Source organism: Granulicoccus phenolivorans DSM 17626 = NBRC 107789 = JCM 15570, assembly GCF_000423085.1.
In the GTDB taxonomy this organism is placed as follows: Bacteria; Actinomycetota; Actinomycetes; order Propionibacteriales; family Propionibacteriaceae; genus Granulicoccus; species Granulicoccus phenolivorans.
The window spans coordinates 43601-70385 of sequence record NZ_AUHH01000017.1 but is presented as its reverse complement, the minus strand read 5'-3'; the positions used below and the strand labels follow the sequence as shown (position 1 = coordinate 70385).

At 69.3% G+C, this 26785-nt stretch carries 31 protein-coding genes; 13 read left to right on the top strand and 18 right to left on the bottom strand.

What is annotated here, in order from left to right; translation table 11 throughout:
- The gene (locus tag G531_RS0108670) at positions 1 to 816 is read right to left on the bottom strand and encodes an alpha/beta fold hydrolase (RefSeq protein WP_026926948.1); all 816 of its coding nucleotides are present in this window, start codon (positions 814 to 816) and stop codon (positions 1 to 3) included.
- A 29-nt stretch (positions 817 to 845) separates the two neighbouring features.
- Complete coding sequence (locus tag G531_RS0108665; protein WP_026926947.1) at positions 846 to 1532, bottom strand: hypothetical protein; 687 nt, start codon at positions 1530 to 1532, stop codon at positions 846 to 848.
- A 150-nt stretch (positions 1533 to 1682) separates the two neighbouring features.
- Here G531_RS0108665 and G531_RS0108660 point away from each other — a divergent pair, with 150 nt between their 5' ends.
- Entirely contained in the window at positions 1683 to 2333 is a 651-nt protein-coding gene (locus G531_RS0108660) for a response regulator (RefSeq protein ID WP_026926946.1), read from the top strand.
- Between the two features lie 11 nt (positions 2334 to 2344).
- Here the strand turns inward: G531_RS0108660 and G531_RS0108655 are convergent, their stop codons facing one another.
- Positions 2345 to 3088 (bottom strand): TetR/AcrR family transcriptional regulator, encoded by a 744-nt coding sequence (locus tag G531_RS0108655; RefSeq protein ID WP_026926945.1) that lies wholly within the window; start codon positions 3086 to 3088, stop codon positions 2345 to 2347.
- Positions 3089 to 3150: 62 nt separating this feature from the next.
- Between G531_RS0108655 and G531_RS0108650 the strand changes: the two genes are divergently transcribed.
- Positions 3151 to 3549, top strand: coding sequence for a VOC family protein (locus G531_RS0108650; RefSeq protein ID WP_026926944.1), 399 nt, complete (start codon positions 3151 to 3153; stop codon positions 3547 to 3549).
- A 21-nt stretch (positions 3550 to 3570) separates the two neighbouring features.
- On the opposite strand, the gene G531_RS0108645 is transcribed toward G531_RS0108650, so the two are convergent.
- Entirely contained in the window at positions 3571 to 4608 is a 1038-nt protein-coding gene (locus G531_RS0108645; protein ID WP_051215266.1) for a helix-turn-helix transcriptional regulator, read from the bottom strand.
- 93 nt (positions 4609 to 4701) lie between these two features.
- On the opposite strand from G531_RS0108645, the gene G531_RS0108640 reads away from it, so the two are divergent.
- Together G531_RS0108640 and G531_RS24490 are read left to right on the top strand one after the other, a co-directional pair.
- Positions 4702 to 5013, top strand: a complete 312-nt coding sequence (locus G531_RS0108640; RefSeq protein WP_026926942.1) for a hypothetical protein — start codon at positions 4702 to 4704, stop codon at positions 5011 to 5013.
- A 33-nt stretch (positions 5014 to 5046) separates the two neighbouring features.
- Positions 5047 to 5775, top strand: coding sequence for a class I SAM-dependent methyltransferase (locus G531_RS24490; RefSeq protein WP_026926941.1), 729 nt, complete (start codon positions 5047 to 5049; stop codon positions 5773 to 5775).
- An 89-nt stretch (positions 5776 to 5864) separates the two neighbouring features.
- On the opposite strand, the gene G531_RS0108630 is transcribed toward G531_RS24490, so the two are convergent.
- From G531_RS0108630 to G531_RS0108605, 6 genes are all read right to left on the bottom strand, one after another.
- Positions 5865 to 6158, bottom strand: coding sequence for a hypothetical protein (locus G531_RS0108630; protein ID WP_026926940.1), 294 nt, complete (start codon positions 6156 to 6158; stop codon positions 5865 to 5867).
- Positions 6155 to 6493, bottom strand: coding sequence for an ArsR/SmtB family transcription factor (locus G531_RS0108625; RefSeq protein ID WP_026926939.1), 339 nt, complete (start codon positions 6491 to 6493; stop codon positions 6155 to 6157). The genes G531_RS0108630 and G531_RS0108625 overlap by 4 nt, the downstream gene beginning before the upstream one ends.
- Positions 6494 to 6547: 54 nt before the next feature.
- A complete protein-coding gene (locus tag G531_RS21465) occupies positions 6548 to 7018 on the bottom strand; it encodes a hypothetical protein (RefSeq protein ID WP_051215265.1) in 471 nt (156 codons plus the stop codon).
- Positions 7019 to 7114: 96 nt separating this feature from the next.
- Positions 7115 to 7768 carry a response regulator transcription factor gene (locus G531_RS0108615; RefSeq protein WP_026926938.1) on the bottom strand — a complete coding sequence of 218 codons (654 nt, stop codon included), beginning with the start codon at positions 7766 to 7768 and terminating at the stop codon, positions 7115 to 7117.
- On the bottom strand, positions 7765 to 8913 hold the full coding sequence (locus G531_RS0108610) for a sensor histidine kinase (protein ID WP_026926937.1): 1149 nt from the start codon (positions 8911 to 8913) through the stop codon (positions 7765 to 7767). Before G531_RS0108610 ends, G531_RS0108615 begins: the two co-directional genes overlap by 4 nt.
- A 72-nt stretch (positions 8914 to 8985) precedes the next feature.
- A complete protein-coding gene (locus tag G531_RS0108605; RefSeq protein ID WP_026926936.1) occupies positions 8986 to 10044 on the bottom strand; it encodes an FAD-dependent monooxygenase in 1059 nt (352 codons plus the stop codon).
- Positions 10045 to 10281: 237 nt separating this feature from the next.
- Between G531_RS0108605 and G531_RS0108600 the strand changes: the two genes are divergently transcribed.
- The 3 genes from G531_RS0108600 (at position 10282) to G531_RS0108590 (ending at position 13083) form a co-directional block, all read left to right on the top strand.
- Positions 10282 to 10788, top strand: a complete 507-nt coding sequence (locus G531_RS0108600; protein ID WP_026926935.1) for a flavodoxin domain-containing protein — start codon at positions 10282 to 10284, stop codon at positions 10786 to 10788.
- A gap of 42 nt (positions 10789 to 10830) precedes the next feature.
- Positions 10831 to 12636, top strand: a complete 1806-nt coding sequence (locus tag G531_RS21460) for a SulP family inorganic anion transporter (protein ID WP_051215264.1) — start codon at positions 10831 to 10833, stop codon at positions 12634 to 12636.
- 72 nt (positions 12637 to 12708) lie between these two features.
- Positions 12709 to 13083 carry a VOC family protein gene (locus G531_RS0108590; RefSeq protein WP_026926934.1) on the top strand — a complete coding sequence of 125 codons (375 nt, stop codon included), beginning with the start codon at positions 12709 to 12711 and terminating at the stop codon, positions 13081 to 13083.
- Positions 13084 to 13484: 401 nt separating this feature from the next.
- Here G531_RS0108590 and G531_RS0108585 read toward each other — a convergent pair whose 3' ends face one another.
- The gene (locus G531_RS0108585) at positions 13485 to 14333 is read right to left on the bottom strand and encodes an SDR family oxidoreductase (protein WP_026926933.1); all 849 of its coding nucleotides are present in this window, start codon (positions 14331 to 14333) and stop codon (positions 13485 to 13487) included.
- A 130-nt stretch (positions 14334 to 14463) separates the two neighbouring features.
- On the opposite strand from G531_RS0108585, the gene G531_RS0108580 reads away from it, so the two are divergent.
- On the top strand, positions 14464 to 14871 hold the full coding sequence (locus tag G531_RS0108580; protein WP_245630480.1) for a winged helix-turn-helix transcriptional regulator: 408 nt from the start codon (positions 14464 to 14466) through the stop codon (positions 14869 to 14871).
- 9 nt (positions 14872 to 14880) lie between these two features.
- Here G531_RS0108580 and ald read toward each other — a convergent pair whose 3' ends face one another.
- Positions 14881 to 15999 (bottom strand): alanine dehydrogenase, encoded by a 1119-nt coding sequence (ald, locus tag G531_RS0108575; protein WP_026926931.1) that lies wholly within the window; start codon positions 15997 to 15999, stop codon positions 14881 to 14883.
- Between the two features lie 157 nt (positions 16000 to 16156).
- Here ald and G531_RS25650 point away from each other — a divergent pair, with 157 nt between their 5' ends.
- The gene (locus G531_RS25650; RefSeq protein WP_155827950.1) at positions 16157 to 16324 is read left to right on the top strand and encodes a hypothetical protein; all 168 of its coding nucleotides are present in this window, start codon (positions 16157 to 16159) and stop codon (positions 16322 to 16324) included.
- Between the two features lie 48 nt (positions 16325 to 16372).
- Positions 16373 to 16804 (top strand): SAM-dependent methyltransferase, encoded by a 432-nt coding sequence (locus tag G531_RS0108565; RefSeq protein ID WP_026926930.1) that lies wholly within the window; start codon positions 16373 to 16375, stop codon positions 16802 to 16804.
- Here the strand turns inward: G531_RS0108565 and G531_RS0108560 are convergent.
- The gene (locus G531_RS0108560; protein ID WP_026926929.1) at positions 16755 to 17510 is read right to left on the bottom strand and encodes a hypothetical protein; all 756 of its coding nucleotides are present in this window, start codon (positions 17508 to 17510) and stop codon (positions 16755 to 16757) included. The two genes, G531_RS0108565 and G531_RS0108560, sit on opposite strands and share 50 nt — an antisense overlap.
- Before the next feature lie 194 nt (positions 17511 to 17704).
- Between G531_RS0108560 and G531_RS0108555 the strand changes: the two genes are divergently transcribed.
- From G531_RS0108555 to G531_RS21455, 3 genes are all read left to right on the top strand, one after another.
- Positions 17705 to 18862: a sensor histidine kinase gene (locus G531_RS0108555; RefSeq protein WP_051215263.1), complete on the top strand. Its 1158-nt coding sequence runs from the start codon at positions 17705 to 17707 to the stop codon at positions 18860 to 18862.
- Positions 18859 to 19554 (top strand): response regulator, encoded by a 696-nt coding sequence (locus G531_RS0108550; protein ID WP_026926927.1) that lies wholly within the window; start codon positions 18859 to 18861, stop codon positions 19552 to 19554. The genes G531_RS0108555 and G531_RS0108550 overlap by 4 nt, the downstream gene beginning before the upstream one ends.
- Positions 19555 to 19627: 73 nt before the next feature.
- Positions 19628 to 20776 carry an NAD(P)-binding domain-containing protein gene (locus G531_RS21455; RefSeq protein WP_051215262.1) on the top strand — a complete coding sequence of 383 codons (1149 nt, stop codon included), beginning with the start codon at positions 19628 to 19630 and terminating at the stop codon, positions 20774 to 20776.
- 3 nt (positions 20777 to 20779) lie between these two features.
- Here the strand turns inward: G531_RS21455 and G531_RS21450 are convergent, their stop codons facing one another.
- The 5 genes from G531_RS21450 to G531_RS0108520 form a co-directional block, all read right to left on the bottom strand.
- Positions 20780 to 21259 carry a DoxX family membrane protein gene (locus G531_RS21450; RefSeq protein WP_051215261.1) on the bottom strand — a complete coding sequence of 160 codons (480 nt, stop codon included), beginning with the start codon at positions 21257 to 21259 and terminating at the stop codon, positions 20780 to 20782.
- A gap of 121 nt (positions 21260 to 21380) precedes the next feature.
- Positions 21381 to 23057 (bottom strand): 2-oxoglutarate dehydrogenase, E2 component, dihydrolipoamide succinyltransferase, encoded by a 1677-nt coding sequence (sucB, locus tag G531_RS0108535; RefSeq protein ID WP_026926926.1) that lies wholly within the window; start codon positions 23055 to 23057, stop codon positions 21381 to 21383.
- A 22-nt stretch (positions 23058 to 23079) separates the two neighbouring features.
- Positions 23080 to 24477 (bottom strand): dihydrolipoyl dehydrogenase, encoded by a 1398-nt coding sequence (gene lpdA / locus G531_RS0108530; RefSeq protein ID WP_026926925.1) that lies wholly within the window; start codon positions 24475 to 24477, stop codon positions 23080 to 23082.
- Entirely contained in the window at positions 24474 to 25469 is a 996-nt protein-coding gene (locus tag G531_RS0108525) for an alpha-ketoacid dehydrogenase subunit beta (RefSeq protein ID WP_026926924.1), read from the bottom strand. The genes lpdA and G531_RS0108525 overlap by 4 nt, the downstream gene beginning before the upstream one ends.
- Complete coding sequence (locus tag G531_RS0108520; protein ID WP_145978682.1) at positions 25459 to 26592, bottom strand: thiamine pyrophosphate-dependent dehydrogenase E1 component subunit alpha; 1134 nt, start codon at positions 26590 to 26592, stop codon at positions 25459 to 25461. The genes G531_RS0108525 and G531_RS0108520 overlap by 11 nt, the downstream gene beginning before the upstream one ends.
- Positions 26593 to 26785 lie beyond the last annotated feature (193 nt).

The window sequence follows — 26785 nt, the reverse complement described above, 5'->3', positions numbered from 1 at the left end:
TCAGTTCTCCTTGATGAAGTCTCGCAGGGCCGCGGCCAGGACGTCGGGGGTGGTGCTGTGCTCCTGACCCGGCACCGGGCGCAGGGTGGCGGTGGGCAGGTGCGCGGCGATGGCGCGGGCACCGGCCGCCAGGGCGGGCCAGGTGTCGATGCCGTGCAGCACCAGGACGGGGATGTCGATCCGGTTCCACAAATCGGGCCGCAGGGGTCGCCCGGACAGCGCGTCGCCGACCTGACGGCCGTCGTAGGCGATGGTGGGCGCGATCGCCTCCAGACCCGGCCACCAGTCCTCCTCGCGCATGCCCGCGACCAGCTCCGGCGGCAGCAGCACCGCCTCGGTGAGGAACAGCGCGACCGCGTCCCCGGGCCGGCCCGCCGCGACGGCGGCGTCCAGGCGCTCGACGTAGTCGCCGGGCAGCGGCGGCCGCGTGTCGTCGACGGCCGCGTTGGGTTCGAACGCCGCGATCCGGGCGATCGGGACCCCGGCCTGGGCCGCGTTCAGCGCGAGATTGCCGCCGGAGGACCAGCCGAACACCGTCGTCGGACGGGCGTGTCCGGCCTGCTCGATGATCGCGGCGAGATCCTCGAATTCCCGCTCGACGGCGTACGGCAGGTGGTCGTCGCTGTCGCCGCGGCCCCGGCGGTCGTAGTTGATCACCAGAAACTCATCGGCCAGCAGTGCTGCGGTCGCCGGGTTCTCGGCGGTGGTGGCCCGGTGGGCGGTGGCTCCGTCGATGATGACGATCGGCGCGCCGGCACCCCAGGCGGTGTAGGCCAGGCGGGTGCCATCGGCGGAGGTGACGGTTCCTTCGAACATGGGACTTTCCCTTCTCCAGCGGTGGGATGTCAGTGTCCGGCGCGGGTACGCGGGCGGTCACCCTCGGCGACCGCCGGGATGCTGCGGCCGCGCGCGACGATGATGCCGGCGACCACCAGGACCACCATGCACGCCAATCGGCCGACCGGCAGGAACAGCGAGGCGTAGAAGATCACCGTGGACAGCACCGATGCCACGGCGAGGCCGCCGGCGATCGCGGCCAGCACGCGGAGTGCCTTGCCGCTGCGGTGGAAGGCGAGGATCGCCAGGACGAACACGCCCAGGGCCACCACATGGGTGACCCCACCGGAGTAGAAGGAGAAGTTGCGGATGAGGGCGACGGTGTCGGTGGTGGCGGTGGGCGAGATCAGCCCGAGGACGACCGAGAGCGCGGCGCTGAGGAGGATGGCCGCGACCGCGATCCACCCGGCGAGCCGGCCGAGGACGCCGGTCCGCAGCGGGGCGGCGTCGGTATCGACGGCCCGGGGCAGGGAGCCGACCACCACGGCCAGCCCGATTCCGGACAGAGCCTGCAGCAGTCCGGTCAGCAGCGACGGGACGGTGTTGACGGCCAGATAGTCGTGGACCGTCGCCGGCGGGGAGCCGGGCAACGGCAGGTCGCCGATGCTGAAAGCGCCGGCGACCGGGGAGACGGCCAGGTACAGCAACAGAAAGATCAGTGCGCCGATCAGCGGCGTCGAGGTGCGAGTGTTCATGCCCACCAGCGTGGTCGCCGCGGCGGTCGCAGTCGCCGTGCCGAGGTCGTATTCCCGGTTACGTTGCGGGGCGTACGCGGCCCTCGGCCCGGTCTGGTGCAATGGGAGCAGGATGGCAGCCGAGGAGGGACCGGCAGTGCGGAGCCGACGATGATCAGGGTGATGGTGGCCGACGATCAGGATCTGGTCCGGATCGGCCTGCGCACGCTGCTGGAGAACGAGGACGACTTCACCTTCGTCGGGGAGGCCGCCGACGGGCTCGCCGCGGTCCGGGAGGCGGTCCGGGTCCGCCCCGACGCCATCCTGATGGACATCCGGATGCCCGGGATCGACGGTCTGGAGGCGACCCGGCGGATCATCGCCCATCCCGCGCTCGGCGAGACCCGGGTGATCGTGCTGACCACCTTCGAGCGCGACGACTACGTGTTCGAGGCGCTGCGGGTGGGCGCGTCGGGTTTTCTGCTCAAGGACACCGCGCCGGTCCGGTTGCTCGAGGCGATCCGGACGGTCGTCGACGGCGGCGCGCTGTTGGCGCCGAGTGTGACCCGTACCCTGATCGCCGAGTTCGTCGCCGAGCAGCGGCGTCCGCTCGCGCCGCATCCCCGTATCCATGACCTGACCGCCCGCGAGGCCGAGATCGTCGCGCTGGTCGCCGAGGGGCTCAGCAACCAGGAGATCGCCGAGCGGCTGGTGCTCAGCCCGGCGACCGCCCGGACGCATGTGAGTCGGGCGATGATCAAACTCGGGGCCCGCGACCGCGCCCAGTTGGTGGTTTTCGCCTTTCAGTCCGGACTCGCCTGAGTCGTGCTCGCTCAGTGGCGGGGGCTGTCGTCACCGCCGGGCCGGTCGATGAGCGCGGCCAGGCCGGACAGGACCCGCTCGAACCCGAACCGCCACGCGTCCGCGGCGCTGTACGGCGCGCCCAGGGCGGCCCCCGCAGCCTGGCCGACCCGGCGGGCCAGCGGGTAGTCCTCCCCCACGTACCGGCCCAGGGCCGCGGCCGACTCCGTCCACACCGCACCGAAATCCGTGGTGGGCACCAGCTGGGCCGCCGCGCCGGCCTCGACGAAATCCAGCACGAAGGTCAGCGCTGCGTCGCGTTGCACGTCGTTGAGTTGCGTGCCGTCGAAGGCCCGCAGCTCATGGTCGTACCGGGCGATCGTCCCGGGACCGAGGGCGGTCCGCGGATCGCGGATCTGCAGCAGCCAGGGATGGTTGAGCAGGAGCGTCCGGTACGCCTGCGCCACCTGCGTCACCCGATCCCGCCAGTCGGCCACCCGGTACGCCGCCGGGGCCATCGCGGCGTACGCGGCATCGGCCATCAGCACCAACAGATCGTCCCGGCTGTTGGCGTGGGTGTAGAGCGACATGGGTGACATGCCCAGGCGTTGGGCCAGGGCGCGGATCGTCATCGCATCCAGGCCGAACTCGTCGGCGAGCTCGATCGCCCCGGCGACCACGGCCGACAGCGGCTGCCTGGTGCGCGGCCCGCGGCTGCCGCCCTTCGGCGCCGCGGGGTGCTCGCGCCACAGCAGATCCACCAACGGTTTGGGCATGGACCTTCTCCTCAGGACGATAACAATGTACAGTGTACGTAGTTTATCGGAAGGGGCACCCCATGCAGATCACCCGAACCGCCGTGTCGCTGAATGTTCCCGACGTGGCCGCCTCCGCGGGCTTCGCCACCACCCACCTCGGTTTCACCGAGCAGATGGCCGCCGACGGATTTGTCTCGCTGACCCACCCCGACACCGGGACGAATCTGATCTTCCTCGCCACCGGCCTGTCGACCTTCAAACCCGCCGACAAGGCCGGCCCGGCCGGACAGGGTCTGCTCCTGGTCTTCGAACTCGCCGACCTCGACGCCGAGTTCGAACGGATCCGCGCCGCCGGGGCACAGGTGGTGACCGCGCCGGAGACCGAGCCCTGGGGTGAACGGTTCTGCCAGTTCACCGATCCCAACGGCCTGATCTGGCAACTGGTCCAGTGGGTGGACCAGGGCCCCGATCAGGGGTGAGGGGATTCGGCTCGCCCGGGGTCAGCCCGCCAGCAGGGGGACCAGGTCGCGCCGCGACGCGACCTGGGCCTTGGTGAAGATTGCCTTGAGGTGATCCTGGACGGTGTACGCCGCCAGGTGCAGTTCGCCGGCAATGCTCGCGGTGTCCAGGCCACGGGCGACCAGCCGGACGATGGCGGCCTCCCGGGGCGTACAACCGAACGCGCGGACGCACAGGTCGAGGCGTTCGGCCGGGGTGACCGGCTCGATCGCCACACTGATCCGGCCGGCCGGGGCGCTCGGGTCGGGCGGATCCAGTCGCGCCGCGCGAACCACGACCCACCGACCCTCGCCCAGATGGGTGCGTGCCTCGGCCGGATGTGCGTCGACCCCGTCCTCCACCGCCAGCAACTGCGCCGCGGCGTTCAGGGCGGCCGCGGGCACCGGGGACATCCCGGGCGCGCCGGGCAGGAGCCGTTGCAGCCGGTCGGCCATCCCGGCCGTACTGCCCTGCACCGCCAGGGTGTCGGCCAGCACGAGGGTGGCCGGCCCGGTCGGGATGAGCGGACCCGCAGGCAGGATCCGCAACGTCGCCGCCCGAGCCGCGCGCAGGGCCCCGGTCAGCTCGGGCTCCACCGAGTGCAGCAGCCGCAGGTACGCGGGGTCAAGGGGTTCGGGCAGCCACAGATCGAGAAACCCCCAGCAGCCGTACGCGTCCCGAAACACCACCGAGGCCACGTCGACCACCCCGAGCGGACGCTGCACCTCGCGCCACAACGGACTCTCCGCAGCCCGCTCCCCCAGCCCCGCAACATCGCTCAGGGTGGTCCAGCGATTCACCGCGGTCGCGTACTTGAGCCGGATCGTGCGGGCCAGGTCGCGCACCCCGGGAACGTCCGCCAGCGGATCCACCCCGACCCAGGTGAGCGGATCGGTCAGCACCCAGACGTACTGGTCGAAGGCCAGCACGCGGCGCAGATCCTCGATCACCGCGATCCGCAACTCGCGCCCGTCCAACCCGGCCCGGCAGCGCGCCCGGATCATCGCGGCGACCCGGTCCGGCGACACCCGTGCGGCCATACCGGCAGCCTACTGCGGCCCGGTGCTGCCCCGGATCGAGCTACCCAGGGATCTGGGATGGTGCCACCGCCGGCGCGCGGCGATCGTGGAGACATGTTCACTCTTCACATCGAGCACCCGATCACCGACTACGACACCTGGCGTACCGCCTTCAACCGATTCGCCGACCTGCGAACCCGTGCCGGCGTACTGCGGGATACCGTCCGGCAACCCACCGAGGACCTGCGCTATGTCGTGGTCGACCTCGACTTCGAGACCGCGGAGCAGGCGGCTCACCTGCTGGAGATACTGCGGGCCCGGGTCTGGGCCGATCCCGCCAGCAGTCCCGCCCTGGCCGGGACCCCGATCACCAAGATCCTCGAGATCCGCGGCGTCGCGCGCGACGCCATCGGGGCTTATAGCTAGTGGGAGTCATTTGCAATGGGCTAGGTTGAGCCCGTGACGACGATCGACCCGTACGCGGTGACCGCGGGCGCCTATGACCTGCTCAACGGCTCCGCTCGCCCCGGCCAACTGGCCGCCCTGGAACTGCTGCTCCCCCGGCTGCGGCCGAAACAGGGGCCGATCCTGGATATCGGCGCGGGGTCGGGGTTGAACACCGCGGTGGTGCTGGAGCGGCTGCCCGAGGCCCGGGTCCAGGCCCTGGAACCCAGCCGGGCCATGCGCGCCCTGGCGCTGGCCCGGATCGCCGCTCATCCGCAGTGGCGCGACCGGGTCACCGTCCGTCCGGAGGACTTCTTCGCCGCGCCGCTGCCGGAGCACCTGGGCGGGGCGATCGCGCTGGGTGTGATCGGCCATTTCGATGCCGGGGAACGGGCGGCCCTGCTGGCCGAGCTCGGCGATCGACTACCGCCGGGCGGCGCGGCCCTGATCGATCTGCAGTCCCCACCGCGTCCGGCAGTGGTGCCCCCGGCCGTCTTCGCCGATGTCCGGGTCGGTGACCTGAGCTATCGCGGGATTGCCGAGGGGCGACCGGTCGGCACCGAGCTCATGCGCTGGCGGATGACCTACCTGACCCTCGACGGGGAACGCGTCCTGGTCGAGGATGTGGTCGAATTCGAGTTTCGCCACCCCTCTCCCACCGTGGTCGCCCAGGAGGCGGAGCAGGTGGGGCTGGTGCTGGAACGCCTGGGTTCGACGACGTTCTGGCTCGTGCTACGACGCTGACGCCGACCGCCGAACATGCGCGCGGGGTGTGGGAACCGAATCCCGCACCCCGCCGCCATCCTCGGACAGACTGCACTCAGTCGAGCAACTCAGTGCTCGTCGTAGTGATCACCGTGCACCGCGTGGCGGTGCCCGTCGTGGACGTAGTCAACGTGGTCACCGTGCTGGACGGCCTCGTGGCCGCAGTCAGCGCCGTGCTCGTGCTCGGCGGTGGTGTGCTCGGCCTGCTCGTCGTGCTCGTCGTAGTGATCCCCGTGGGCGGCGTGGCGGTGCCCGTCGTGCAGGTAGTCGACGTGGTCGCCGTGCTGGATGGCCTGGTGGCCGCAGTCGGCGCCGTGCTCGTGCTCGGTGGTGGTGTGCTCGGCCTGGCTGTGCTCGCTCATGCTGTCTCCTTGTTGATGGTGGTCGATTCCTTCTCCGCGGAATCCGCGAGAGTCTCCTGGACGTGCGTGATCGCATCGGCGATCACGTGGCTGACGTGCACGTCGGTCAGTGCGTACCTGATCTCCTTGCCGTTCCGGCTCGAAGTGACCAGGCCCGACTGCCGCAGTGTCCGCAGGTGCTGCGAGACCAGTGGCTGGGACAGCCCGGAGGCCTCGGTGAGCGCGCCGACCGTACGCGGCTGCTGCTCGATCAGGCGCAGCAGCCCCAGCCTCGACACATTGCCGAGGACCTTGAACAGATCGGCTGCCTCGGCCAGCCCCGGTTCGGTGTCCATGGGTTCATTCCATCACACATATAAATAGATTGCAATATGATCACTTGGTTGCGGTCAGCGTTTCGCGGCGATCCGCCGGGTCAGTGCCTGGGTGCCCCAGGCGACCAGTCCGCCAATCACCCCGATCAGGGTGCCGGTGATCAAGCCGCTCGGGATCGCCGCCAAGCGCGGAATCACGGTAGCCGCGGCGCCGGTGCCGACGGTGGGTAGGCCTTGCGCGGCGAAGGCCTGGGTCCACAGGATCTGGTGGGTCGCCACGAGCAGCACGGCAAAGATCACGCCGATGACCAGCACGGTGACGAAGGCGTTCGGGACCTTGGCCGCCACGGCGACCACGATCCAAATCGCGACCGGCGCGAGGGCCAGCACCCAGGTGATCGGCCCGAACTCGGGAATGAGGTGGAGGTCATGCAGGATCACCCGGGGCAGGCCGAGCGCCGCAAGTCCGATCAGGGCCAGGAACGGCAGCCCGAGCCCGGGCCGCTTCTGCGTGGGCGTGGCGGAGGATTCAGTGGTTGAAGTCATGCCACCACGGTAGAAAAATCCGACTCCGGGCCCTGTCACCCCGAAGGCGACAGGGCGAACGCCCCGGGGCGACCTCGGAGCGAACATCGGACGACATTAAGGCGGTACCAGCCCGGAGCGATGGGCGATCACCAGCAGTTCCGGCCGATCCCGGGCGCCGAGTTTGGCCAGGATGCGGCTGACATAGGTTCGCGCCGTGGCCGGGCTCAGGAAGAGCGTGGCAGCTATCTCGGCGTTGGTGTCCCCCTGACCGACCCGGGTGAGCACCTCGAGCTCGCGCTCGCTCAACAGAGCCAGCCGGGGGTCGGGAACCGGCGCCGCGGACCCGCCGGCAACCAGATCCATCAGTTGCGCCAGGACGCTGGGCGACAGCAGCCGTTCCCCGGCTCCGGCACGGACAACCGCTTGGCGCAGATCGTCGCGGGTCGAACTCTTCAACAGGTAGCCGACCGCCCCGGCCTGCAACGCCGACACGATGTCGCCGTCCTCGTCGAAGGTGGTCAGGACGACCACTGCTGTGCCGACCAGGGCGGGATCCGCCGTGATCTCCGCGGTGGCGGCGATCCCGTCCAGCACCGGCATGCGCAGATCCATCAGGACCACATCCGGCCGGTAGCGTCGGACCGCGTCCACGCCGCGGCGCCCGTCAGCGGCCTCGGCGACCACCCGGATCGCTTCGTCGCGGGTGAGCAGGGCCCGCAGGCCCTCCCGGACCAGGTCCTGATCATCGACCAGAATGACTGTGGTCACCTCGCCACCTCCCGGGGAAACGCAGCGCAGACGGTGAAGCCGTGATCCCCGCCGGCCGCGGTGAAGCGGCCCCCCAGTAACTGCGTCCGTTCGGCCATCCCGGCGATTCCGGCGCCGGGTTTGATCTGCTCGGGATTCCCCCTGCCGTCGTCGCTGATCCGCACGCTGACCTCCTGGTCGGTCTCGGCCACCACCACCTCGACGCGGGAGGCATCGGCGTGGCGGACGACATTGTTGATCGCCTCTTGGACGATCCGGAAGATGGCGTTCTCGAGGGTCGCCGACAGGGCCGAACGCACCGTCACGCTGGTGTGCACGGCAAGTCCGTTCTGCTCGGCCGGCTGGGTGGCGCTCGCCAGGTCTGCCAACCCGAGCGGTGTACCGCCGGGATCCTCGCGACGCAGGCTGGCGACGGTGCGGCGCAGGTCCGCGAAGGTCGCCGCCGTGGTCCGTGCGATCGCTGCCAGCGACCGCTGCACCGCGGGATCGGAGCTGTCCTGCAGCGCCTCCTCCAGCAGTTGGGTGTTCAGATTGACCACGGTCAGGGCGTGCCCGACCGAATCATGCAGTTCCCGGGCGATCCCCAGGCGCTCCCCCAACAGGCGCTGTTCGGCTTCCCGGGACACCTGCGCGCGGACCAGCTCGGCGATCTGCTCCGATCGCCGCCGCAACTCACGCCGGGATCGTACGCTGTCGCCGAGCACGATCGCCCCGCCGAGCAGCAGGGCGGTCCCGGGCAACTCGTACGCCAGCACGAAGGCGGGATTCTGGCCCACGAGCAGCCGATACGACACCGAGACGATGACCACGCTCGCCGCGACGATGACCGCTACGGGAGCGCGACCAGCCTCAGCGGCGGAGAAGACCGCCGTCGCCAGCGGGACGGCGATTCCGATCGGCGGGTAACCGAGAGCGTGGTACGCGATCACCGCCACCGCCGAGAGGATGACCACCAACACCGGGTACCGACGCCGGACCAGCATGAGGCCGCCGAGCCCGACCGCCCACAGGTAGGCCCAGCCGTCGGCGGTGCCGTCCCCGATATCCGCGGCGATGAACAGGGACACCACGACAGTGACCATCAGCCCCAACAGCGCGTCGAACCACGAGGGAGCCGGGAGCCGACTGCGATCGTCCTCGATCATGCTGCCATCGTAGGTCGGCGAGCTGGGCCCGGCAGTCGCCCGGGGGCGACTTTCCGCCGGGACGGTCCACGGTCAGCTTCGGACGGGCTCGGTCCGCTGGGCAGCCGATCCCGCGCTGGGCAGCAGCGCGAGCAGTGCCGTGCGGACGTGGATCCCCCGGGTCCCGGTCGAGAGGCGGTTGAGCATCCGGGAGATCGCGACGTAGCGCTGAGTGCGATGCCGTCGGAGGTGATCGAACTGCCGTAACGCCGGCGCGGGAGTATCGGCGCCGGAGAGCTGCTCGGCCAGGGTGAGCGCATCGACCAGTGCTTCGCAGGCGCCCCGGCCCAGGTCCGGTGCCATCGCATGCGCCGCGTCACCGATCAGCACGACCCGTCCCTTGGCGTACGAACCACGGTGGCGCACATCGAACAGGTCGCGGGCATCCACGTCCTGGTCGGTGATCCGGTGCACCACCGCCGAGACCGCAGGATGCCAGGTTCCGAAATGCTCTCGCAGGTCCGCAGCGACGCCGTCCCCGGTAGCAGTAAGCACACCGGGGCGAACACAGGCGAACCAGTTGGTCCGTCGGTCGCTGGTCGGCGTGACCCCGAACATCGCACCCCGGCCCCAGGTCTCGGTCACGCCGCTGACCTCCCCGGAGATATCGCCGCGAAGGGCCACCGTGCCCAGCGATCGTTCCGTGGTCGTGCCCCAGTGCCGTTCCCGGACGACACTGTGGATCCCGTCGGCGCCGACGATGATGTCGCCGGGCGGCAGATCCTCGCCGGGACGCAGCGGAGTTCCCCATGCGATCAAGCCCTCGGGGACCGCGTCGTAGAGGACTTCCAACAGGCGCCGGCGCGAAATCAGGTAGACGTGCCGGCTGGGTGGGATGTGGGACTGCAGAGCACCCTCGGGAGTGAGGATCCGTTCTCCGGCTGCGTACACCGCGTGAGCGCGGACGCGATCCCCCAGATCCAGCGCATCGAGTGCCGTCATCGCGGCCGGCCACATACCCAGTGCGTTTCCGCCGGCCGAGATTGCCAGTGCGCGCTCCCGGATGGTGACCGTCCAGCCAGTGCGGCGCAGCGCAATGGCTGTGGCCAGGCCGGCGATCCCGGCGCCGATGATGGTTGCATGTCCTTGCATGGGGTGCCCCTTCTCGCTGCTGCCCACGCTAGGCGGGCCGGCCGGCACGCGCCGTCGTCACGGGGCGACTGTCGGATCGCTGCGGAGAGGTCGCACCCCGACGCGACGGCGACCCGGGTGACCTCGGTCACCATCGGCCGACCCCGGCGCGTCGCGGCGGCGACAGACGCAGAATTGAGGTGGAGCAACCCACCGGGCGTTCCGGTGGACCTGGCTCCGGGGAGCGGGTGCAGGGGCATGACAACCCTGATCGTGTACGAATCTCTGTACGGCAACACCGCCGAGATCGCGGAGGCGATCGCCGCCGGGGTGCGCAACAGCGGACAGCAGGTGCAGACCGTGGGGACCGACACGGCCCCTACCGAGATTCCGGGCGAAGTGACCCTGCTGGTGGTCGGCGGACCGACCCACGCGTTCAGCATGTCGCGCGAACAGACCCGCTCCGACGCGGCGGATCACGGGGCCGCTGTTGTCAATACCGGCCTGCGGGAGTGGATCGATCGGGTGTCACCCCGGGCCGACCTGCCGGTGATCACCTTCGACACCCGGGTCAAGGTGCCCCTGCTTCCGGGGTCGGCGGCGAAGGCGGCGGACAAGGTCCTGCACCGGCGCGGTTTCGAGCACGCCGCCCGCGGCGAGTCCTTCTGGGTCGCCGACACCGACGGTCCGCTCAAGCCGGGCGAGATCGAGCGCGCCACGCACTGGGGCGAAGGCCTGATCAGCCTGGTGGAACGCGACGCCTGAGGCCCGCGTCGGCGTTGGCGAACCCGGCAGTACGGTTGACCAATGGCCCGCCCGACGCCGACTCGACGCCCCGGTCCCCGAGGCTGGCAACGCCTGCTTCCCGGTGTCGCCGTCCTGCTGCACTACCGGCGCTCCTGGCTGCGTGGTGACATCCTGGCCGGGATCACCGTCACCGCGTACCTCGTCCCGCAGGTGATGGCGTACGCCGAGGTAGCCGGCCTGCCCGCCATCACCGGGCTGTGGGCAGTGGGTCCAGGACTGCTGGTGTACGCGCTACTCGGATCGTCCCGACAACTCTCGGTGGGCCCCGAATCGACCACGGCGCTGATGACCGCGGCCGGCGTGGGTGCCATGATCACCGCGGTCGGCGTGGCCCGGTACGCCGATGTCGCCGCCGCTCTCGCGATCGCCGTCGGCCTGGTCTGCGTGATCGGCTGGATCGCCCGGCTCGGTTTTCTCGCCGAACTGCTGTCGCGACCCCTGCTGGTCGGCTATATGGCCGGCATCGCGGTGCTGATGATCGTCAGCCAGATCCCCAGGGCGACCGGGATCCCGGTCGCGTCGGGCAATGTGATCCAGGAGGTGGCCAGCGCGATCCGGCATCTCCCGGAGTTCCATCTCCCGACCCTGCTGCTCAGCGGCGGCGTACTCATCGTGCTGTTCGTGCTGCACCGGTTCGCCCCGACCTGGCCCGGCCCGCTGATCGCCATGGTGGCCGCCGCCATCGTGGTCGCCGTGTTCGATCTGACCGCCCAGGGGGTCGCGGTGGTCGGCGCGGTGCCCGCCGGCATTCCGGCGCCGCGGCTGCCGGATCCGACCGGTCTGGATCCGTGGTCCCTGCTCCCGGCAGCGGTCGGGATGAGCGTGGTGGCGTACACCGACAACGTGTTGACCGCCCGGGCCTTCGCGACCCGCCATCACGAGCGGATCGACAGTCGGCAGGAGTTCCTGGCGCTCGGCGGGGCGAATCTGGCCAGCGGGTTGCTGCAGGGTTTTCCGATCAGTTCCAGCGGGAGCCGGACGGTGATCGCGGACACCATGGGCGCCCGGACCCAACTGCATTCCCTGGTGTCGTTGGTGCTGGTGGTGGCGATCTTGCTGTGGCTGGGTCCGCTGGTGGGGACGTTCCCGACCGCGGCGCTGGCCGCGGTGGTCATCTTCGCCGCGGTCCGGTTGATCGACGTGGCCGAGCTGCGCCGCATTGCCGCCTTCCGGCGCAGCGAGCTGGTGCTGTGCCTGGCCACGACGGTGTCGGTGTTGGTGTTCGACGTCCTGGTCGGCATCGGGGTGGCCATCGGACTGTCGGTGCTCGACCTGATCCGCCGGATCGCGCACCCGCATGACGGCATCCTCGGCTACGTCCCCACGGTGGCCGGGATGCACGACATCGACGACTATCCCGAGGCGGTCCAGGTGCCCGGGCTGGTGGTGTATCGCTACGACTCTCCCCTCTTCTTCGCCAACGCCAATGACTTCGCCCACCGGGCCTATGCGGCGGTGGAGGAGGCCCGGGAGCGCGGCCCGGTTTACTGGTTGGTGCTCAATGCCGAGGCGAATGTCGAGGTGGACCTGACGGCGATGGACGCGTTGTCGGACCTGCGCCAGCGGCTCGAGCAGGAGGGCGTTCGGTTGGTCCTCGCGCGGGTCAAGGATGATCTGTGGCACGAACTCGATCGCGCCGGGGTTGTGGATGAGGTTGGTGCGGACTACGTATTTCCGACACTGCCCACAGCGGTCGGGGCGTACGCCGAGTGGTACGAGCGCACCCAGGGACGCAAGCTCCCCCATTTCGATACCCCGTCCGGGCCGCTGCGCCCGGAACACCCCGAAGACCCCCCGGAGGCATAGCTCGAGCCGGGCCGCCGGGGTGATGATTCCGCGGCCGTTCGGGCGCACCATGGAGTTGGAGGGGAGATCGGCATGACTGTCACGCTGAACCACACCATCGTCCACGCCACGGACAAACTCGCCTCGGCGACCTTCCTCACCGAATTGCTCGGGCTGGCACCTCCGGGCTCTTTCGGCCCGTTCGCCACCGTGCAGGTCGGCGACACCTCGCTGGACTACGTCGACGATCCGCCCCAGGGCCCCGAGCATTACGCGTTCCTGGTGAGCGAGGAGGAGTTCGACGTCATCTGGGGCCGGATCAAGGCCCGTGGGCTGACCTTCTGGGCCGATCCGTTCCATCGCCGGGAGGGCGAGATCAACCATAACGACGGCGGCCGCGGGGTCTATTGGAATGATCCCGACGATCACCGGCTGGAGATCCTCACGGTCCCCTATGGCGGCTGGTGAGCGCTTACCTGGGGTCACCGTCGTTTTCGGTGCAGCAGAATCGTTCCGGCCCTTCCGAAATGTGGCCTGACTGAGGCTCAGGAGAATCTGCTGCACCGAAAACGACGGCTGGCGTCCAAGACGGTCCGCAATCAGGTGTCGATGATCCTCGGCAAGCTCGGGGCCACCAGTCGGGGCGAGGCCGTCATCCGGGCTCGACGGGCGGGATTCGGCGCAGTGGGGTGACGATTGAGCCCAAGCCTCGGACCGCGGCCCAGAGCATGAGGACGGCCGAGGCTCCCGGGGAAACCGTCGTTTTCGGTGCAGCAGATCGTGTCCGGCCCTTCCGAAATGTGGCCTGACTGAGGCTCAGGAGAATCTGCGGTACCGAAAACGACGGTCCTCGGTTCGAACCCGGTCGGTCAGGCGGAAAGGGCAGCGGTGGCGGAAGTGGCCGGCCGCCCGATCAGGTCCTGCAGGTCGGTGCTCTCGGAGTACAGCGCACCGTCGGCGATGGCCGCGTCCCACTCGGCGATCATCCCGGCGAGGTCGGCGGGCAGGCCGGCCCCTTCCAGCCCGGCCCGGTACTCGGCCACGGACTCATTCACATAGTCGACCTCCGCGCCGATCGCCTCCCCCACGGCCTCGGCAATCTCGGGGTAGGTCAGCGCCGGGGTGCCACCGAGTTCGTAGACCATGCCGACGTGGCCGTCACCGGTCACCACCACCGCGGCCGCCTCGGCGTAGTCGGCCCGGGCCGCGGCTGCGACCCTCGCGTCGCCGGCCGCGCCGAACATCTTCCCGGTGGCCTTGGCCGGTTCGAGCGCGCTGGCGTAGTTCTCCCAGTACCACCCGTTGCGCAGGACCGTGTGGTCGATCCCGGACTCGGCGAGCAGGCGCTCGGTGGCGACATGCTCGGGTGCCAGGCTCAGCTTCGAGGTCGGGGCGTTCAGCAGGCTGGTGTACGCGACGAATCCGACCTCGGCCGCGCGGGCGGCGTTGATGACATTGGTGTGCTGCGCGAGTCGCTTGCCGACCTCGCTGCCGGACACCAGGACCAACCGGTCCACGCCGGTCAACGCCTGCTGCAGGGCTTCGGCGTCCTCGTACGGGGCCACCGCGACCGTCACGCCGCGGGCCGCCAGGCCGGCCGCCTTTGCCTCATTCCGGACGATCGCGACGATGTCGGCGGCGGGGATGCCGCGCTTGAGCAGGGAATCGATGATGTGACCGCCGAGCTGGCCGGTGGCTCCGGTGACTGCAATACGCATGGTGATGATCCATTCGATCGGAGATGTGATACCCCCACATGTAAGCACTAACAAAACGTAAGCACAACCTTTGAGGAAGTGCTTATGTGCGGAGTATGCTGAGAGCCCGGGCAGAAGTGAGGTGGTTGAGGTGAGTGTTGGCAGCGACACCGAAACGGTCGGTGCTGCGATCCCGCCGCCGAACGTGTTCTCCAGTGCCTGCGCCTCCCGGGAGACCCTGCAGCACCTGACGGGTCGCTGGGGCACCTTGACGCTGGCCGCGCTGCTCCTGGCCGAGGCCCCGCTGCGCTTCGGCGAGATTCGTCGACGCATCGATGGGATCAGCGACCGGATGCTGTCCCAGACGCTCAATCAACTGGAGCGCGACGGGTTCGTCGAACGGCATGTGCTCAGCAACATCCCGCCGCACGTGGAGTACGCCCTGACCACTCTCGGCCGGCGGATCGCCGAACCATTGCTCGCCCTGATCGGCCTCGTCGAGGGCGAGTTGCCGTCGGTGCTGGCGGCCCGGGCGGCGTACGACCGACGCGACGGCTAGCCGGAACGCTCAGTCGGCGAGGATGTCCTCCACCGGCGTGAGCTCCAGGCCGAGTGATTCGGCGACGCCGGGATGGGTGATCCGGCCCTCGGCCACATTGAGCCCCTTGGCCAGTGCGGGGTTGGCGGCGAGCGCGGCCCGCCAGCCCCGGTTCGCCAGCTGCAGCACATACGGCAACGTGGCGTTCGTCAGGGCCTGCGTACTCGTGTTCGGCACCGCCGCGGGCATGTTCGCGACGCAGTAGAAGGTGCTGTTGTGCACCCGGAAGGTCGGCTCGTCATGCGTGGTCGGGTGGGTGTCGTCGAAACACCCACCCTGATCCACCGCAATGTCGACCAGCACCGACCCCGGCTTCATCTCGGCGACCAGGTCATTGCTGACCAGCCGGGGTGTCCGGGCTCCGGGAATCAGCACCGCGCCGATCACCAGATCCGCCTGTCGGACCTGCTCGGCAATCGTGAACGAGGTGGACGCCAGCCCATGGATCCGATTCTGATGGCGCCAGTAGATCGAACGCAGCTTGTCGATGTCGGTGTCCAGGACCGTCACATCGGCCCCCATCCCGAGCGCCGTCGTCGCGGCGTGCTGCCCGGCCACGCCGCCGCCGATGACCACGACCCGGGCGTTCGCCACCCCGCCGACGCCGCCCATCAGGACGCCGCGCCCGCCCTCCGGCTGCATCAGGTGATACGCCCCGACCTGCGGTGCCAGACACCCGGCCACCTCCGACATCGGATAGAGCAGCGGCAGCGTCCCGGACTCCGACTGGACCGTCTCGTACGCCAGGGCCGTGGTCCCCGAGGCCAGCAGCCGGTCGGCCAGCGGGCGATCGGCGGCCAGGTGCAGATAGGTGAACAGGACCAGGTCCTCGCGCAGCCGGTGGTACTCCTCGGCGACCGGCTCCTTCACCTTCAGCACCAACTCCCCGCGCTCCCACAGCTCGTCGGGGTCGTCGATCAGCACGGCGCCCTGCTTCGCGTACTCCTCGTCGGTGATCGAGGATCCCAGCCCGGCCCCGGACTGGATGAAGATCTCGTGGCCGGCGGCAGTCAGTTCGGCCACGCCGGCCGGCGTCAGGCCAACGCGGTTCTCGTGGTTCTTCACCTCGGTGGGGATCGCAATGCGCATCCCCGCAGAGTATCCGCCCGCCTCGGCCGAACCGGCGGCGGGTGCGGTGCAGTCGTCCGGGCCGGCCGGTTGGGCAGCGGTAGGATCGAGTCACAGCCGTGAGCGACGAGCCGCCCGCTGGGACGCGACCACCCACCGCTGCCGGTCGGAGGCTGACATGTCCAGGGCGGTCGTCATTGCCATCTACGTCGTCGCGATGGTGGGGACCATCCTCACCCTGGATGTCGTCGTCTTCCGGGACCACCTGTGGCCGCGGTTGGCGGCCAACGTCGGGGTGGTTCTGCTGTTCGGGGCTTTCTACTTCCGGTACGCGGTCGGCTCCTGACCGCGCGGGGGGCTCGGCCCGGGGACCACAGGGTCGTAGGCTGGGGCGATGGGTACGCTCTCGCCCCGCCTCGCCGCCATCGTCGACGCCCTGCCGCTGGCACCCGGGATGCGCGTCCTGGAGATCGGCGGGGCCCCCGGCGCCGCCGCCCGGGAGGTGGCGCGGCGCCTCGGGGACGGGCACATCCTGGTGATCGACCGCTCCCCAAAAGGTGTCGCCCAGACCGAACAGAACGCCGCCGCCGAGATCGCCGCCGGGACCCTGAGCGTTCGGCAGGTGGCCGCCGAGGACCTGGTGCTCCTGCCCGGTGAGGCGCCGTTCGATCTGGCCTTCGCGGTCCGCGTCGGGGCGTTGGACGGCCGTCACCCCGAAGCCGGAAGGGCCGCGCTCGCGCGGATCGCGGCGGCCCTCACCCCGGCGGCGAAACTCTTCATCGATGGCGGCGACCCGCTCCGCGAGCTGTCGCTTCCTCGCGGCTGAGAGCGGAGTCGGTCGGACCGGCGACCGGAACCTCATCCGCAGTGCGGGTCCGCGCCGGGCCCCCGGTCTGCCAGTACGCCCACGGGGAGCGCAGCACGGCAACCGCCATGGCCCCGAACAGCACCAGGAAGAGCACCGCGGAGGCGTACCCGGCCCAGGAGGAGAAGTTGCCGCCGACAAACTCAACGAGAACCCACCCGATCATCACCGCGCCGATCCACCGATAGGGCCAGCGCGCCCGCAACAGCGCGACGCCGAACACGAGGAACCCGAGGACGGTCCCCACCAGCCCGGCCACCATCATCGGGAGCACGGCCCCCTCCTGCGACTGCGCCAGCAGCGCGGCATGGATCGCGTTGTTGCCCCGGTCCTGCGCCATCGTCAGCATCAGTAGCGTGATGCCGCCGTACACCGCATGCCCGAAGGCCCCCACCACGATCAGGCCGGCGCCGACCGGTGCCAGCACCGGAGCCCGATCCCGCAGCATCCGCGCCACCCCGAGCACCCCGAGGATGAGAAACAGTTGGGATCCGGCGAAGCACAGTGCCGAGATCGTGGCGGTTGCCGGTGCGGCGGCGATCGCGGCCAATTGCGCGGCCTGATCGCCGCTGAAATCGGGCATCAGCAGGATGCTGAGCACGGTCGTGAGGCCACAGGCGACCAGGGCGATCGCGGTGCCCAGTCGCTCGAGATGTGCGTGTGTCATGGTCGGCTCCTCGGTTCGGTGAACTCTTGTCTGATTCCACGTTACGAACGAGCGGAGGTGCGCCGGATCCGTCTCCGGCAGCCGCTGCGGTGCCCGGAGGGGGTCACTTTCCCCGAGTTCCCGCCCCTTGAGAGGACGTCGGTGTCCACTAAGGGATGACGACGCCGGCGGGGGCCGCGGGCTACATTGAAGGCGTGCAGCGGCTGAGCGGGCGCCAGTGGGCGGTGGACATCGCAATCGCGGTGCTGCTGGCCGCCGTGGGCCTGGTCGAGATCTGGCTGCCGATGGAATCGGTCCAGGGTGACGGTTCTCCGGTATTGGGCAGCGTGGCTGTAGTGGCCTTCGCCGGGTTCATCGCGGTACGCCGAGCCCGTCGGTGGTGGGCGTTGGGGGGACTGGCCGTGTGGCCGGTGCTGGGCATGGTGGTCGGGCCGGGGAATCTCTCGCTGCTGTTCTTCGGGCAAATGGTGCCGCTGCTGGTGCTCGTGTTCACGATTGCGCGGCATGGCCGAGGGCGCTACCTCTGGCTCGGTACGGTGGCCTCGGCCGCGACGGTCGTCCTGGGTGATCTCACCATGGAACTGCTGCAGTCGCCCAACGAGGTGGTGTTCCACTGGGCGTTCCTGATTCTGGTCTGGCTGGTCGGGCGCGGACTCCGCGTCTTCGAGGACCGCGCCGCTGAGGAGGCAGTCCGGGCACATGTGGCCGAGGCCGCCGCGCGCGAGCAGGCCCTGGCGGCAATTGCCGACGAGCGGGCTCGGATCGCGCGCGAACTCCACGACATCGTGGCGCACTCGGTCGGGACGATCGTGGTGCAGGCCGGCGCCGCGGAACAGGTGGTCGAGGACGATCCCGAGTTCGCCCGGCGGGCCCTGTCCACCATCCGTACCACCGGCAGTGGCGCGCTGACCGAGATGCGCCGTCTGGTGGGCGTGCTGCGCGATCCGGAACGGGAGGGAGATCTGGCCCCGATGCCCGGGATCGCCGCGCTCCCGGATCTGCTTGCCTCGGCCCGCAAGGCCGGGCTGGCGGTCGTGCTCGACCTGACCGGCGCCCCGTGTGACCTGCCGGCAGGGCTGGACCTGACGGTGTACCGGATCGTGCAGGAGGCCCTGACCAACGTACGCCGCCACTCCGAGGCAACCCGGGCCCGCGTCCACCTCGACTTCGGGGCAACCCAACTCCTGGTCGAGATCTCCGACCCCGGCCCGGCGCGGCCCGACACCGAGAAGCCGGGCCACGGGCTGCTCGGCATGCGCGAGCGGGTCGAACTGTTCGATGGCGACCTCGACATCGCAGCCACCGACGCCGGGTTCACCGTCCGGGCCGCCCTACCGCTGGAACCGACATGACCGACCCGGCCCGGCCCCGGACTTCGGTGGTGGTCGTCGATGATCAGGAGCTGGTTCGGATCGGCTTCCGGCTGATTCTCGAGCGGGCCGGCCTGGCCGTGCTCGGCGAGGCGGCCGATGGTATCGAAGCAGTCGAGGTGGTCGGGGACCTGCGACCCGACGTCGTGCTGATGGACATCCGGATGCCTCGCTTGGACGGGGTGGAAGCCACCCGCCGGATCGGCGCACTCCCGCCTCCGGTACCCAGGGTGCTGGTGCTGACCACCTTCGATCTGGATGAGTATGTGTACGAGGCCGTTCGCGCCGGTGCTTCGGGCTTCCTGCTGAAGGATGTGTCTCCCGATGACCTGGTGCACGCCGTACGCGTGGTGGCCAGAGGTGAGTCGATGCTTGCGCCGGCGCTGATCACCCGGCTGCTGGACCGGTTCACCGCGCGCCCCCGGGCCGGGGCACGGTCGGCGGCACTCGCCGGGCTGACCGAGCGGGAGACCGTCGTGGTCCGCCTGGTCGCCCAGGGGCTGTCCAACGCCGAGATCGGGGAGCGACTGTTTCTCAGTGAAGCCACCGTGAAGACCTACGTGTCCCGCCTGCTGAGCAAACTGCAGCTGCGGGACCGACTCCAGATCGCGGTATGGGCCTACCGGAGCGGGCTGGTCCGGGTCGACGACAACGCCGAGGGGAACCCGGAGTAGTTGAAATATTAATCATTGTTGCGGTGTTGTGGTAGGCACAGACCCAGTCCGGTCCGGCACCAGGAGGATCTTCATGAGCCAGCCACACCGCGAACGCACCGCCACGATCATCGTGATCGGGGCCGGCCAGGCGGGACTGTCGGCCGGCTATCACCTCAGCCGCAACGGCTACCTCGATGCCCGAACCAATCCCGACGCCGAGCGTACCTACGTCGTCTTCGATGCCAACCCTGCTCCCGGCGGCGCTTGGCAACATCGCTGGGAGTCCCTGCACATGGCCACCGTCAACGGGATCTTCGACCTGCCCGGCCTGGCCAAGCCCGCAATCGATCCGGCCGAGCCCAGCCGGACCGCGATCCCGCGCTACTTCGCCGATTACGAACAGCGGATGGGTCTCGCCATCGAACGCCCGGTCCGGGTGTCCCGCGTCTCGTACGCCGACACCGACCCCGAGGGCGACCTGCTGGTGGAGACCGACGCCGGGACCTGGCGTACCCGCGCCATCATCAACGCCACCGGCACCTGGGACAACCCGCATCAACCGCACTACCCCGGCCAGGACACCTTCGCCGGCCGCCAGTTGCACACCCGCGACTACGTCTCCCTGGAGGAGTTCGCCGGCAAACGGGTCGGGATCGTCGGCGGGGGCATCTCCGCGCTGCAGCAACTCGAGGAGATCTCCCGGGTGGCCGAGGTCTATTGGTACACCCGCCGCGAACCGGAGTTCCGCGGTGAGTTCCGCTCCGAGATCGAGGGCCGGGAGACCATCGCCAAGGTGACCGCCGATGCCGAGGCCGGAAACGCCCCGCGCAGCGTTGTCTCCTACACCGGCCTGGGCTGGGCCCCGTACGCGATCGCCGCCCGGGACCGGGGTGTCCTGAACCGCCGACCGATGTTCACCGCGATCCGGCCGCACGGCGTACGCGAGGCCGACGGCAGCTTCACCGAACTCGATGTGATCCTCTGGGCGACCGGATTCCGGGCCGCCCTCGACCACCTGCAGCCGCTGCACCTGACCAATGAGCGTGGCGGAATCGCGGTCCGCGGCACTCAGGCAGCCGCCGATCCGCGGATCCATCTGATCGGTTTCGGACCCTCCCAGTCGACCGTCGGTGCGAACCGCGCCGGTCGCGACGCCGTGCGTACGCTCACCCGGCGCTTCGACCACGCCACCGACCACGCCCCGGACCGTACGCCGGTCCCCGCCGGCCGGGCGGGCTGAGGTTCACGCGGCGGCCCGCGGGCTCCGCGAGGTGAGCAACCGTCGCCACTTCTCCCCGAACGGCGCGGGTGACGGTCCGGTCAGCAGCGGGATCACCAGGACCAGCAGTACCAGTGGGGTGACCCGATTGACCAGCACGTCGGTGAGCGGGTCGGCTTCGGTCACCCCCAGCCCGATCAGCGACTGCGCCGCGAGCATCACGATGATCACCGCGGCCGCGAGTCGGACCCGGAGTCCGTGCCGCAGCAGGCCGATGCCACAGGCCAGTTCAATGGCGGCCTGGGCCAGGGTCACCCAGCCGATCTGCGGCATCACCGTGGTGTCCCAGAACTCGGCCAGGGCCGGGAACAGCGCATTCTCCCCGAACACCGCATAGGCCTCGGGCACCAAGCGGCCCAGCACGATGTGGGTGAAACCTCCGACGATGAACAGCACCGCGAACACGGTGCGGATCACCGTGCGATAGAGATCCCGCCCGGCCATCCTGCCCCCTCTCCTGAGCCCTCACTTTACCCGGCAGGCGACGGGGTTGACGTCGGACCGGAAAAACGCCGGAGGCCGGGCCCATGCGGGCCCGGCCTCCGGGTTGCTGCAGCTGGCGCGCTCAGAGCCCCAGCTCGGCCTCCCAATCCCGATCCTGCAGCACATTGCGCAGGTCGAGCAGGAACTTGCCGGTGGTCACGCCATCGAAGGACCGGTGGTCGTAGACCAGGCCGATGATGCCGATGTGGTGGATCGCGATCGTGTCCCCGACCGCAACCGGCTTGCGATGGACCCCGTCGGTGCACAGGATCCCCGAGTTGGGCTGGTTGATGATCGGCGAGGACGCGTACGACTCCACCGGACCGGGGTTGGTGATGGTGAAGGTCGAACCGCGCATCTGATCGGCGCCGAGCTTCTTGCCCCGGGCCAACCCCGCCTTCGCCTTGATCTGCGTGGCGATGCCCCGCAGATTCAGCTGATCGGCGTCATTGATGACCGGAACGACCAGGCCCTGCTCGTCCATGTCCACCGCGATCCCGAGGTTCACGTACGGATGGAAGGTCTGGGTCTTGGCCTCCCAGTCCAGCGAGGAGTTCACCGCCGGGTACTTGTGCAGGATCTCGCAGACCGCCCGCGCGATGAAGACCAAGTACGACAGGCCGGCCCCGGTCTGGGCCCGGAACTCATTCTTGTACTTCTTGCGGACGTTCTCGATGTTCTCGTAGTCGACCTCGATCGACGCCCACACCTGCGGAGCCAGCGCGCGGGAGTTGAGCATCCCGTTGCCGACCGCCTGCCGCATCCGGGAGAGCTTCTCGGTGCGGTCGCGCGGATCGTTGGTGCCGGGCACCTGGGTCGCGACGAACCCGCCGGAGGCCGCCGGAGCAGCCGCCGCGGCGGGCTTGGCCGCCGGAGCAGCCGCAGCCGCCGCGGGAGCCGCCGCGGCCGGAGCCGCCTTGGCACCACCGGAGGCGATGGCCTGCTCGACGTCTTCCCGCCGAACCCGGCCGCCGGCCCCGGTGCCGCTGATCTGCGACACATCGAGATTGTGCTCGGCGGCCAGTCGCCGCACCAGCGGCGACAGCATGACCCCGGCCCCACCGGCTGCCGCCGGCTTACCGTCGCCGGCTGCCGGAGCAGCACCGGTCGCCGCCGGAGCGCTCGGCGCAGCCGCGGGGGCAGCAGCCGCCGCACCCTCGGCGCCGGGCTCCCCGATCCGGGCGATCACGGTGCCGATCGGGACGGTCTCCCCGGCCGGCACCAGGATCTCCAGCAACACCCCGTCGTACGGGCTGGGAATCTCCGAGTCGACCTTGTCGGTGGAGACCTCGAGCAGCGGATCGTCGAACTCGATGCTGTCACCGGCGTTCTTCAGCCACGCGCCGATGGTGCCCTCGGCCACGGTCTCGCCGAGCTTGGGCATGGTCAGGTCATGCACCGCCCCGGCGAAGCCCGACCCACCGGCTGCGGGAGCCGGCGCCGCGGCGGCCGGAGCCGCCTCGGCAGCGGGCGCCGCAGCGGGTGACGCGGGAGCCGAGTCCAGGCTGGCGCCCGGCGCACCGATCTTGACCACCTCGGTGCCCACCGGGACGGTCTCCCCGGCCGGCACCAGGATCTCCAGGATCACCCCGTCGTACGGGCTGGGGATCTCCGAATCGACCTTGTCGGTGGAGACCTCGAACAGCGGATCGTCGAACTCGACGGTGTCGCCGACATTCTTCAACCAGCTGCCGATAGTGCCCTCGGTGACCGTCTCACCGAGCTTCGGCATGGTCACGACATTGATTTCGTCAGACATAGCGTTCTTTCCTCGGTAGGGGTCAGCCGTGCAGCGAGCGGCCGGAGAAGGTGATCATGGTCTCGCCGATGAGCTCCGACAGCGACGGGTGGGCGTGGATGAGGTGCGCGACATCGGACGGCGTCGCCTCCCAGTTCACCGCGTAATAGCCGCTGTTCATCAGCTCCGACGCCCACGGGCCGGACATATGCCAGCCGATGATGGGCCCGTCGTTCGGCTTGGCCAGCACCTTGAACATGCCCTCGGTCTCGCCGACGATCATCGCGCGGCCGTTGCCGGGCCACGGATGCTTCTTGACCTCGTACTCGATCCCCTGCTCCTTGGCGGCCTCTTCCGACAGCCCCACCCAGGCAATCTCGGGGTGCGAGTAGACGATGAACGGCGCGTTCTGGTAGTCCACCGGAACCGGGTTCTCGCCCAGGATCGACTTGACCGCGACGATCGCCTCCGCGTACGCCACATGCGCCAGGCCGGGGCTGTTCACACAGTCACCGACGGCGTACACGTTCTTGCGGGAGGTCGCCATGGTGTTGAAGTCGACCTCGACGAAGCCGCGGTCGTCGATCTTGACGCCGGCCTCGGCGAAGCCCTGGCCCGAGGTCGCCGGGGTCCGGCCGACCGCGATCAGGACCTGATCGACCTCGATCTGCTCCTGCTTGCCCTTGCGCTCGTAGGGCACCTTGACGCTCTTGCCGGTGTCCTCGAGCTTGCCGACCTTGGCGCCGCCGATCGCCTTGACGCCCCGCTTCTGCAGGCTCCTGGCGACGGTGTTGGCGACCTCCCGGTCGGTGCCGATCGGCAGGATCGGATCCGGCATGAACTCCAGCAGGGTGGTCTCCACCCCCATGTCGATGTAGACCGAGGCGAACTCGACCCCGATCACGCCGCCGCCGATCACCGCGACCGACTTGGGCAGGCTGTCCCAGGTCGAGTTGGTCGCCTCATCGGAGGTGTACACCCGCGGGCCCAGCTCCATCCCCGGGAACACCTTGGGGACCGAGCCGGAGCAGATGATCACGTTGTCGGCGTCAATCACCTTCCCGTCGACGACGACCTTGCCGTCCTTGTTCATCGTGCCGAAGCCGTCGAAGCGGGTGACCTTGCGCCGCTTCAGCAGGCCTTCCAGGCCCTTGACCAGCTGATCGACCACGCCCTGCTTGCGCTTGTTGACCTGGGGCCAGTCGATCGTGGTCTCGCCCTGGGGGACCTTGAACCCGAAGGTGTCGGCATGACCCACCGTGCGATACACCTCGGCGGCCTGCAGCAGGCCCTTGGCCGGGATGCAGCCCCGGTTCAGGCAGGTGCCGCCCATCGTGTCCTTCTCCACGATTGCGACCTTGAGGCCGGCGGAGGCGGCGTACAGCGCGGAGGCGTAGCCACCGGGGCCACCACCGAGGACGCAGATGTCGAACTCGCTCATGCCCGTGCCACCTCCTTCAGCGCCGCGGCGATCTCCTCGGGTTGCGGGATCATCGCCTGCTCCAGCGGCGGGCTGCTGGGAACCGGGATGTTCAGCGCACCGACCCGCTTGACCGGCTGATCGAGGTACCAGAACGCCTTCTCCTGGATCTGCGAGGAGATCTCCGCGCCCATGCCCAGGTGGACGATCGCCTCGTGCAGGATTACCGCGCGGGAGGTCTTCTTGACCGACTCCACCACGGTGTCGATGTCCAGCGGCACCACGGTACGCAGGTCGATGACCTCGACGGAGATCCCGTCCTTGGCCAGTTCCTCGGCCACCTCCAGGCCCTGGTGCACCCCGGCGGAGTAGGTCACCAGCGTGACATCGGTGCCCTCGCGGACGACCTTGGCCTTGCCCAGTTCGGCCGGCTCGAGATCGACCTTGCCCTGCCCGTGCAGGCGACGGTAGAGGTACTTGTTCTCCAGGAACAGCACCGGGTTCTTGTCCCGGATCGAGGCGATCAGCAGCGGCGCGACGTCCTCGGGCAGACCCGGCATGACGATCTTGATGCCGGGCACGTGCGCGAAGTAGGACTCGACCGACTGGGAGTGGGTCGGGCCGGCGCTCAGGCGGGCACCGAACGGGGCCCGCATGGTCACCGGCATCGCGTCACCGGTCCGCCAGTGGTGCCGCGACAGCACATTGATGATCGGGTCGAACGCACAGGAGATGAAGTCGGCGAACTGGAACTCCACCACCGGCTTCAGGCCCACCAGCGCGGCACCGGCGGCCAGACCGGTGACCCCGGTCTCGGCGATCGGGGTGTCGACGACCCGCTTGGGGCCGTACTTGTCCAGGAAGCCCTTGGTCACCTTGAACGCGCCACCGAACTGACCGACGTCCTCGCCGATCAGGAAGACGTCGGGATCCCGATCCATCTCCGCGTCCAGTCCCGCACCGACCGCATCGAGGTAGGTGTAGTCGTTCTTGTCAGCCAGGTCACTCAGCATAGATGCCATCCTCAATGTTGCTGGGGTCGGGCATGGGCGCGGCAATGGCGATCTTGCGTGCCTCGATGGCCCACTTGCGAGCGTCCTCGCGGGTCTGTTTCGCCTCGTCCTCGGTGATCACCTTGGCGTCGATGAGGCGCTTCTCCAGCAGCTCCACCGGATCCTTCTTCGACCATTCCTCGAGCATTTCCCGCGGGACGTAGTCGGCCGGATCATGCTCGGCGTGGCCGTGCATGCGCATGGTGACCGCCTCCACGATCGTGGCGCCCCCGCCGGAGCGGGCCCGCTCGATCGCCTCGGCCATCGCGTCGTAGACGGCGACGGCGTCGGTGCCGTCCACCTTGATGCCATGGATGCCATACGCCACGGCCTTGATCGCGAAGGTCGCCGAGTGGGTCTGCAACGGCAGCGGGGTGGAGTACGCCCACTGGTTGTTCTGGACCACGAACACGATCGGCAGGTCCTGGGCGGCGGCGAGGTTCACCGCCTCGTGGAAGTCGGCCCGCGAGGTGGAACCGTCACCACAGATGGCCACGGTCACGGTGTCTTCACCACGGTACTTCGAGGCAAATGCGAACCCGGTGGCGACCGGGAAGTTTGCCGGGATGTGGCTGGGCGGGTTGTAGGTCCGCAGATCCAGCCGGCCGTAGTGCAGCGTGCCGTCGCGGCCACCGGTCGGCCCGATCGCCTTGCCCATGAACGACGCCATGATCTGCTCCGGCGGCATGCCACGCATCAGGTGCGCGGTCACATCGCGGTGCAGCGGCGCGAACCAGTCGTCATCGCGCATGGCGGCCATGATCCCGGCGCCGATCGCCTCGTGCCAGTTGCCCGAGTAATAGGAACCCAGCAGGTCTCCGGAGCGATACATCGAGTGCATCCGGTCCTCGAAGGCACGGCCGCGGATCACGCCGTGATACAGCTTCTTCAGCAGTTCGGGATCGCGGTCGCTCAGCTCCGCCGGCGGGTTCGCATAGGTGTCCTTGACGTCGATGGCCGCAAGCACCTCGGGGGTCAGCTTGCTGGCCAGCTCCGGGTCAGGACTGGCGATCGTCTCGACAGTGCTGGTGTTATCTGTGTTCTTCTTGGCCGCCGTCCGCTTGGCTGGCGTTGAGGTCGCCATATAAGCACCGTCCTCCTGTTGTGAGCCTCGTTGCCCGTAGCACAATCTAGCGAACTCACTGCGCCTCGTCAGTAGTTGCTCCGAGGAAGAGTGAGCGGGCGTCTCGCCGATCTACCGGGCAGCGTATCCTCCTCGGATCGGCGCTTGTCCACGGGTGGGCCGATAGGCGAAACGCGCCGTCACACCGCAAATG

Bases quoted from the DNA above. Each gene is read 5' to 3' on its own strand.
- G531_RS0108670 (WP_026926948.1), bottom strand. From the start codon at position 816: ATGTTCGAAGGAACCGTCACCTCCGCCGATGGCACCCGCCTGGCCTAC.
- G531_RS0108665 (WP_026926947.1), bottom strand. From the start codon at position 1,532: ATGAACACTCGCACCTCGACGCCGCTGATCGGCGCACTGATCTTTCTG.
- G531_RS0108660 (WP_026926946.1), top strand. From the start codon at position 1,683: ATGATCAGGGTGATGGTGGCCGACGATCAGGATCTGGTCCGGATCGGC.
- G531_RS0108655 (WP_026926945.1), bottom strand. From the start codon at position 3,088: ATGCCCAAACCGTTGGTGGATCTGCTGTGGCGCGAGCACCCCGCGGCG.
- G531_RS0108650 (WP_026926944.1), top strand. From the start codon at position 3,151: ATGCAGATCACCCGAACCGCCGTGTCGCTGAATGTTCCCGACGTGGCC.
- G531_RS0108645 (WP_051215266.1), bottom strand. From the start codon at position 4,608: ATGGCCGCACGGGTGTCGCCGGACCGGGTCGCCGCGATGATCCGGGCG.
- G531_RS0108640 (WP_026926942.1), top strand. From the start codon at position 4,702: ATGTTCACTCTTCACATCGAGCACCCGATCACCGACTACGACACCTGG.
- G531_RS0108630 (WP_026926940.1), bottom strand. From the start codon at position 6,158: ATGAGCGAGCACAGCCAGGCCGAGCACACCACCACCGAGCACGAGCAC.
- G531_RS0108625 (WP_026926939.1), bottom strand. From the start codon at position 6,493: ATGGACACCGAACCGGGGCTGGCCGAGGCAGCCGATCTGTTCAAGGTC.
- G531_RS21465 (WP_051215265.1), bottom strand. From the start codon at position 7,018: ATGACTTCAACCACTGAATCCTCCGCCACGCCCACGCAGAAGCGGCCC.
- G531_RS0108610 (WP_026926937.1), bottom strand. From the start codon at position 8,913: ATGATCGAGGACGATCGCAGTCGGCTCCCGGCTCCCTCGTGGTTCGAC.
- G531_RS0108605 (WP_026926936.1), bottom strand. From the start codon at position 10,044: ATGCAAGGACATGCAACCATCATCGGCGCCGGGATCGCCGGCCTGGCC.
- G531_RS0108600 (WP_026926935.1), top strand. From the start codon at position 10,282: ATGACAACCCTGATCGTGTACGAATCTCTGTACGGCAACACCGCCGAG.
- G531_RS21460 (WP_051215264.1), top strand. From the start codon at position 10,831: ATGGCCCGCCCGACGCCGACTCGACGCCCCGGTCCCCGAGGCTGGCAA.
- G531_RS0108590 (WP_026926934.1), top strand. From the start codon at position 12,709: ATGACTGTCACGCTGAACCACACCATCGTCCACGCCACGGACAAACTC.
- G531_RS0108585 (WP_026926933.1), bottom strand. From the start codon at position 14,333: ATGCGTATTGCAGTCACCGGAGCCACCGGCCAGCTCGGCGGTCACATC.
- ald (WP_026926931.1), bottom strand. From the start codon at position 15,999: ATGCGCATTGCGATCCCCACCGAGGTGAAGAACCACGAGAACCGCGTT.
- G531_RS25650 (WP_155827950.1), top strand. From the start codon at position 16,157: ATGTCCAGGGCGGTCGTCATTGCCATCTACGTCGTCGCGATGGTGGGG.
- G531_RS0108565 (WP_026926930.1), top strand. From the start codon at position 16,373: ATGGGTACGCTCTCGCCCCGCCTCGCCGCCATCGTCGACGCCCTGCCG.
- G531_RS0108560 (WP_026926929.1), bottom strand. From the start codon at position 17,510: ATGACACACGCACATCTCGAGCGACTGGGCACCGCGATCGCCCTGGTC.
- G531_RS0108550 (WP_026926927.1), top strand. From the start codon at position 18,859: ATGACCGACCCGGCCCGGCCCCGGACTTCGGTGGTGGTCGTCGATGAT.
- G531_RS21455 (WP_051215262.1), top strand. From the start codon at position 19,628: ATGAGCCAGCCACACCGCGAACGCACCGCCACGATCATCGTGATCGGG.
- G531_RS21450 (WP_051215261.1), bottom strand. From the start codon at position 21,259: ATGGCCGGGCGGGATCTCTATCGCACGGTGATCCGCACCGTGTTCGCG.
- sucB (WP_026926926.1), bottom strand. From the start codon at position 23,057: ATGTCTGACGAAATCAATGTCGTGACCATGCCGAAGCTCGGTGAGACG.
- lpdA (WP_026926925.1), bottom strand. From the start codon at position 24,477: ATGAGCGAGTTCGACATCTGCGTCCTCGGTGGTGGCCCCGGTGGCTAC.
- G531_RS0108525 (WP_026926924.1), bottom strand. From the start codon at position 25,469: ATGCTGAGTGACCTGGCTGACAAGAACGACTACACCTACCTCGATGCG.
- G531_RS0108520 (WP_145978682.1), bottom strand. From the start codon at position 26,592: ATGGCGACCTCAACGCCAGCCAAGCGGACGGCGGCCAAGAAGAACACA.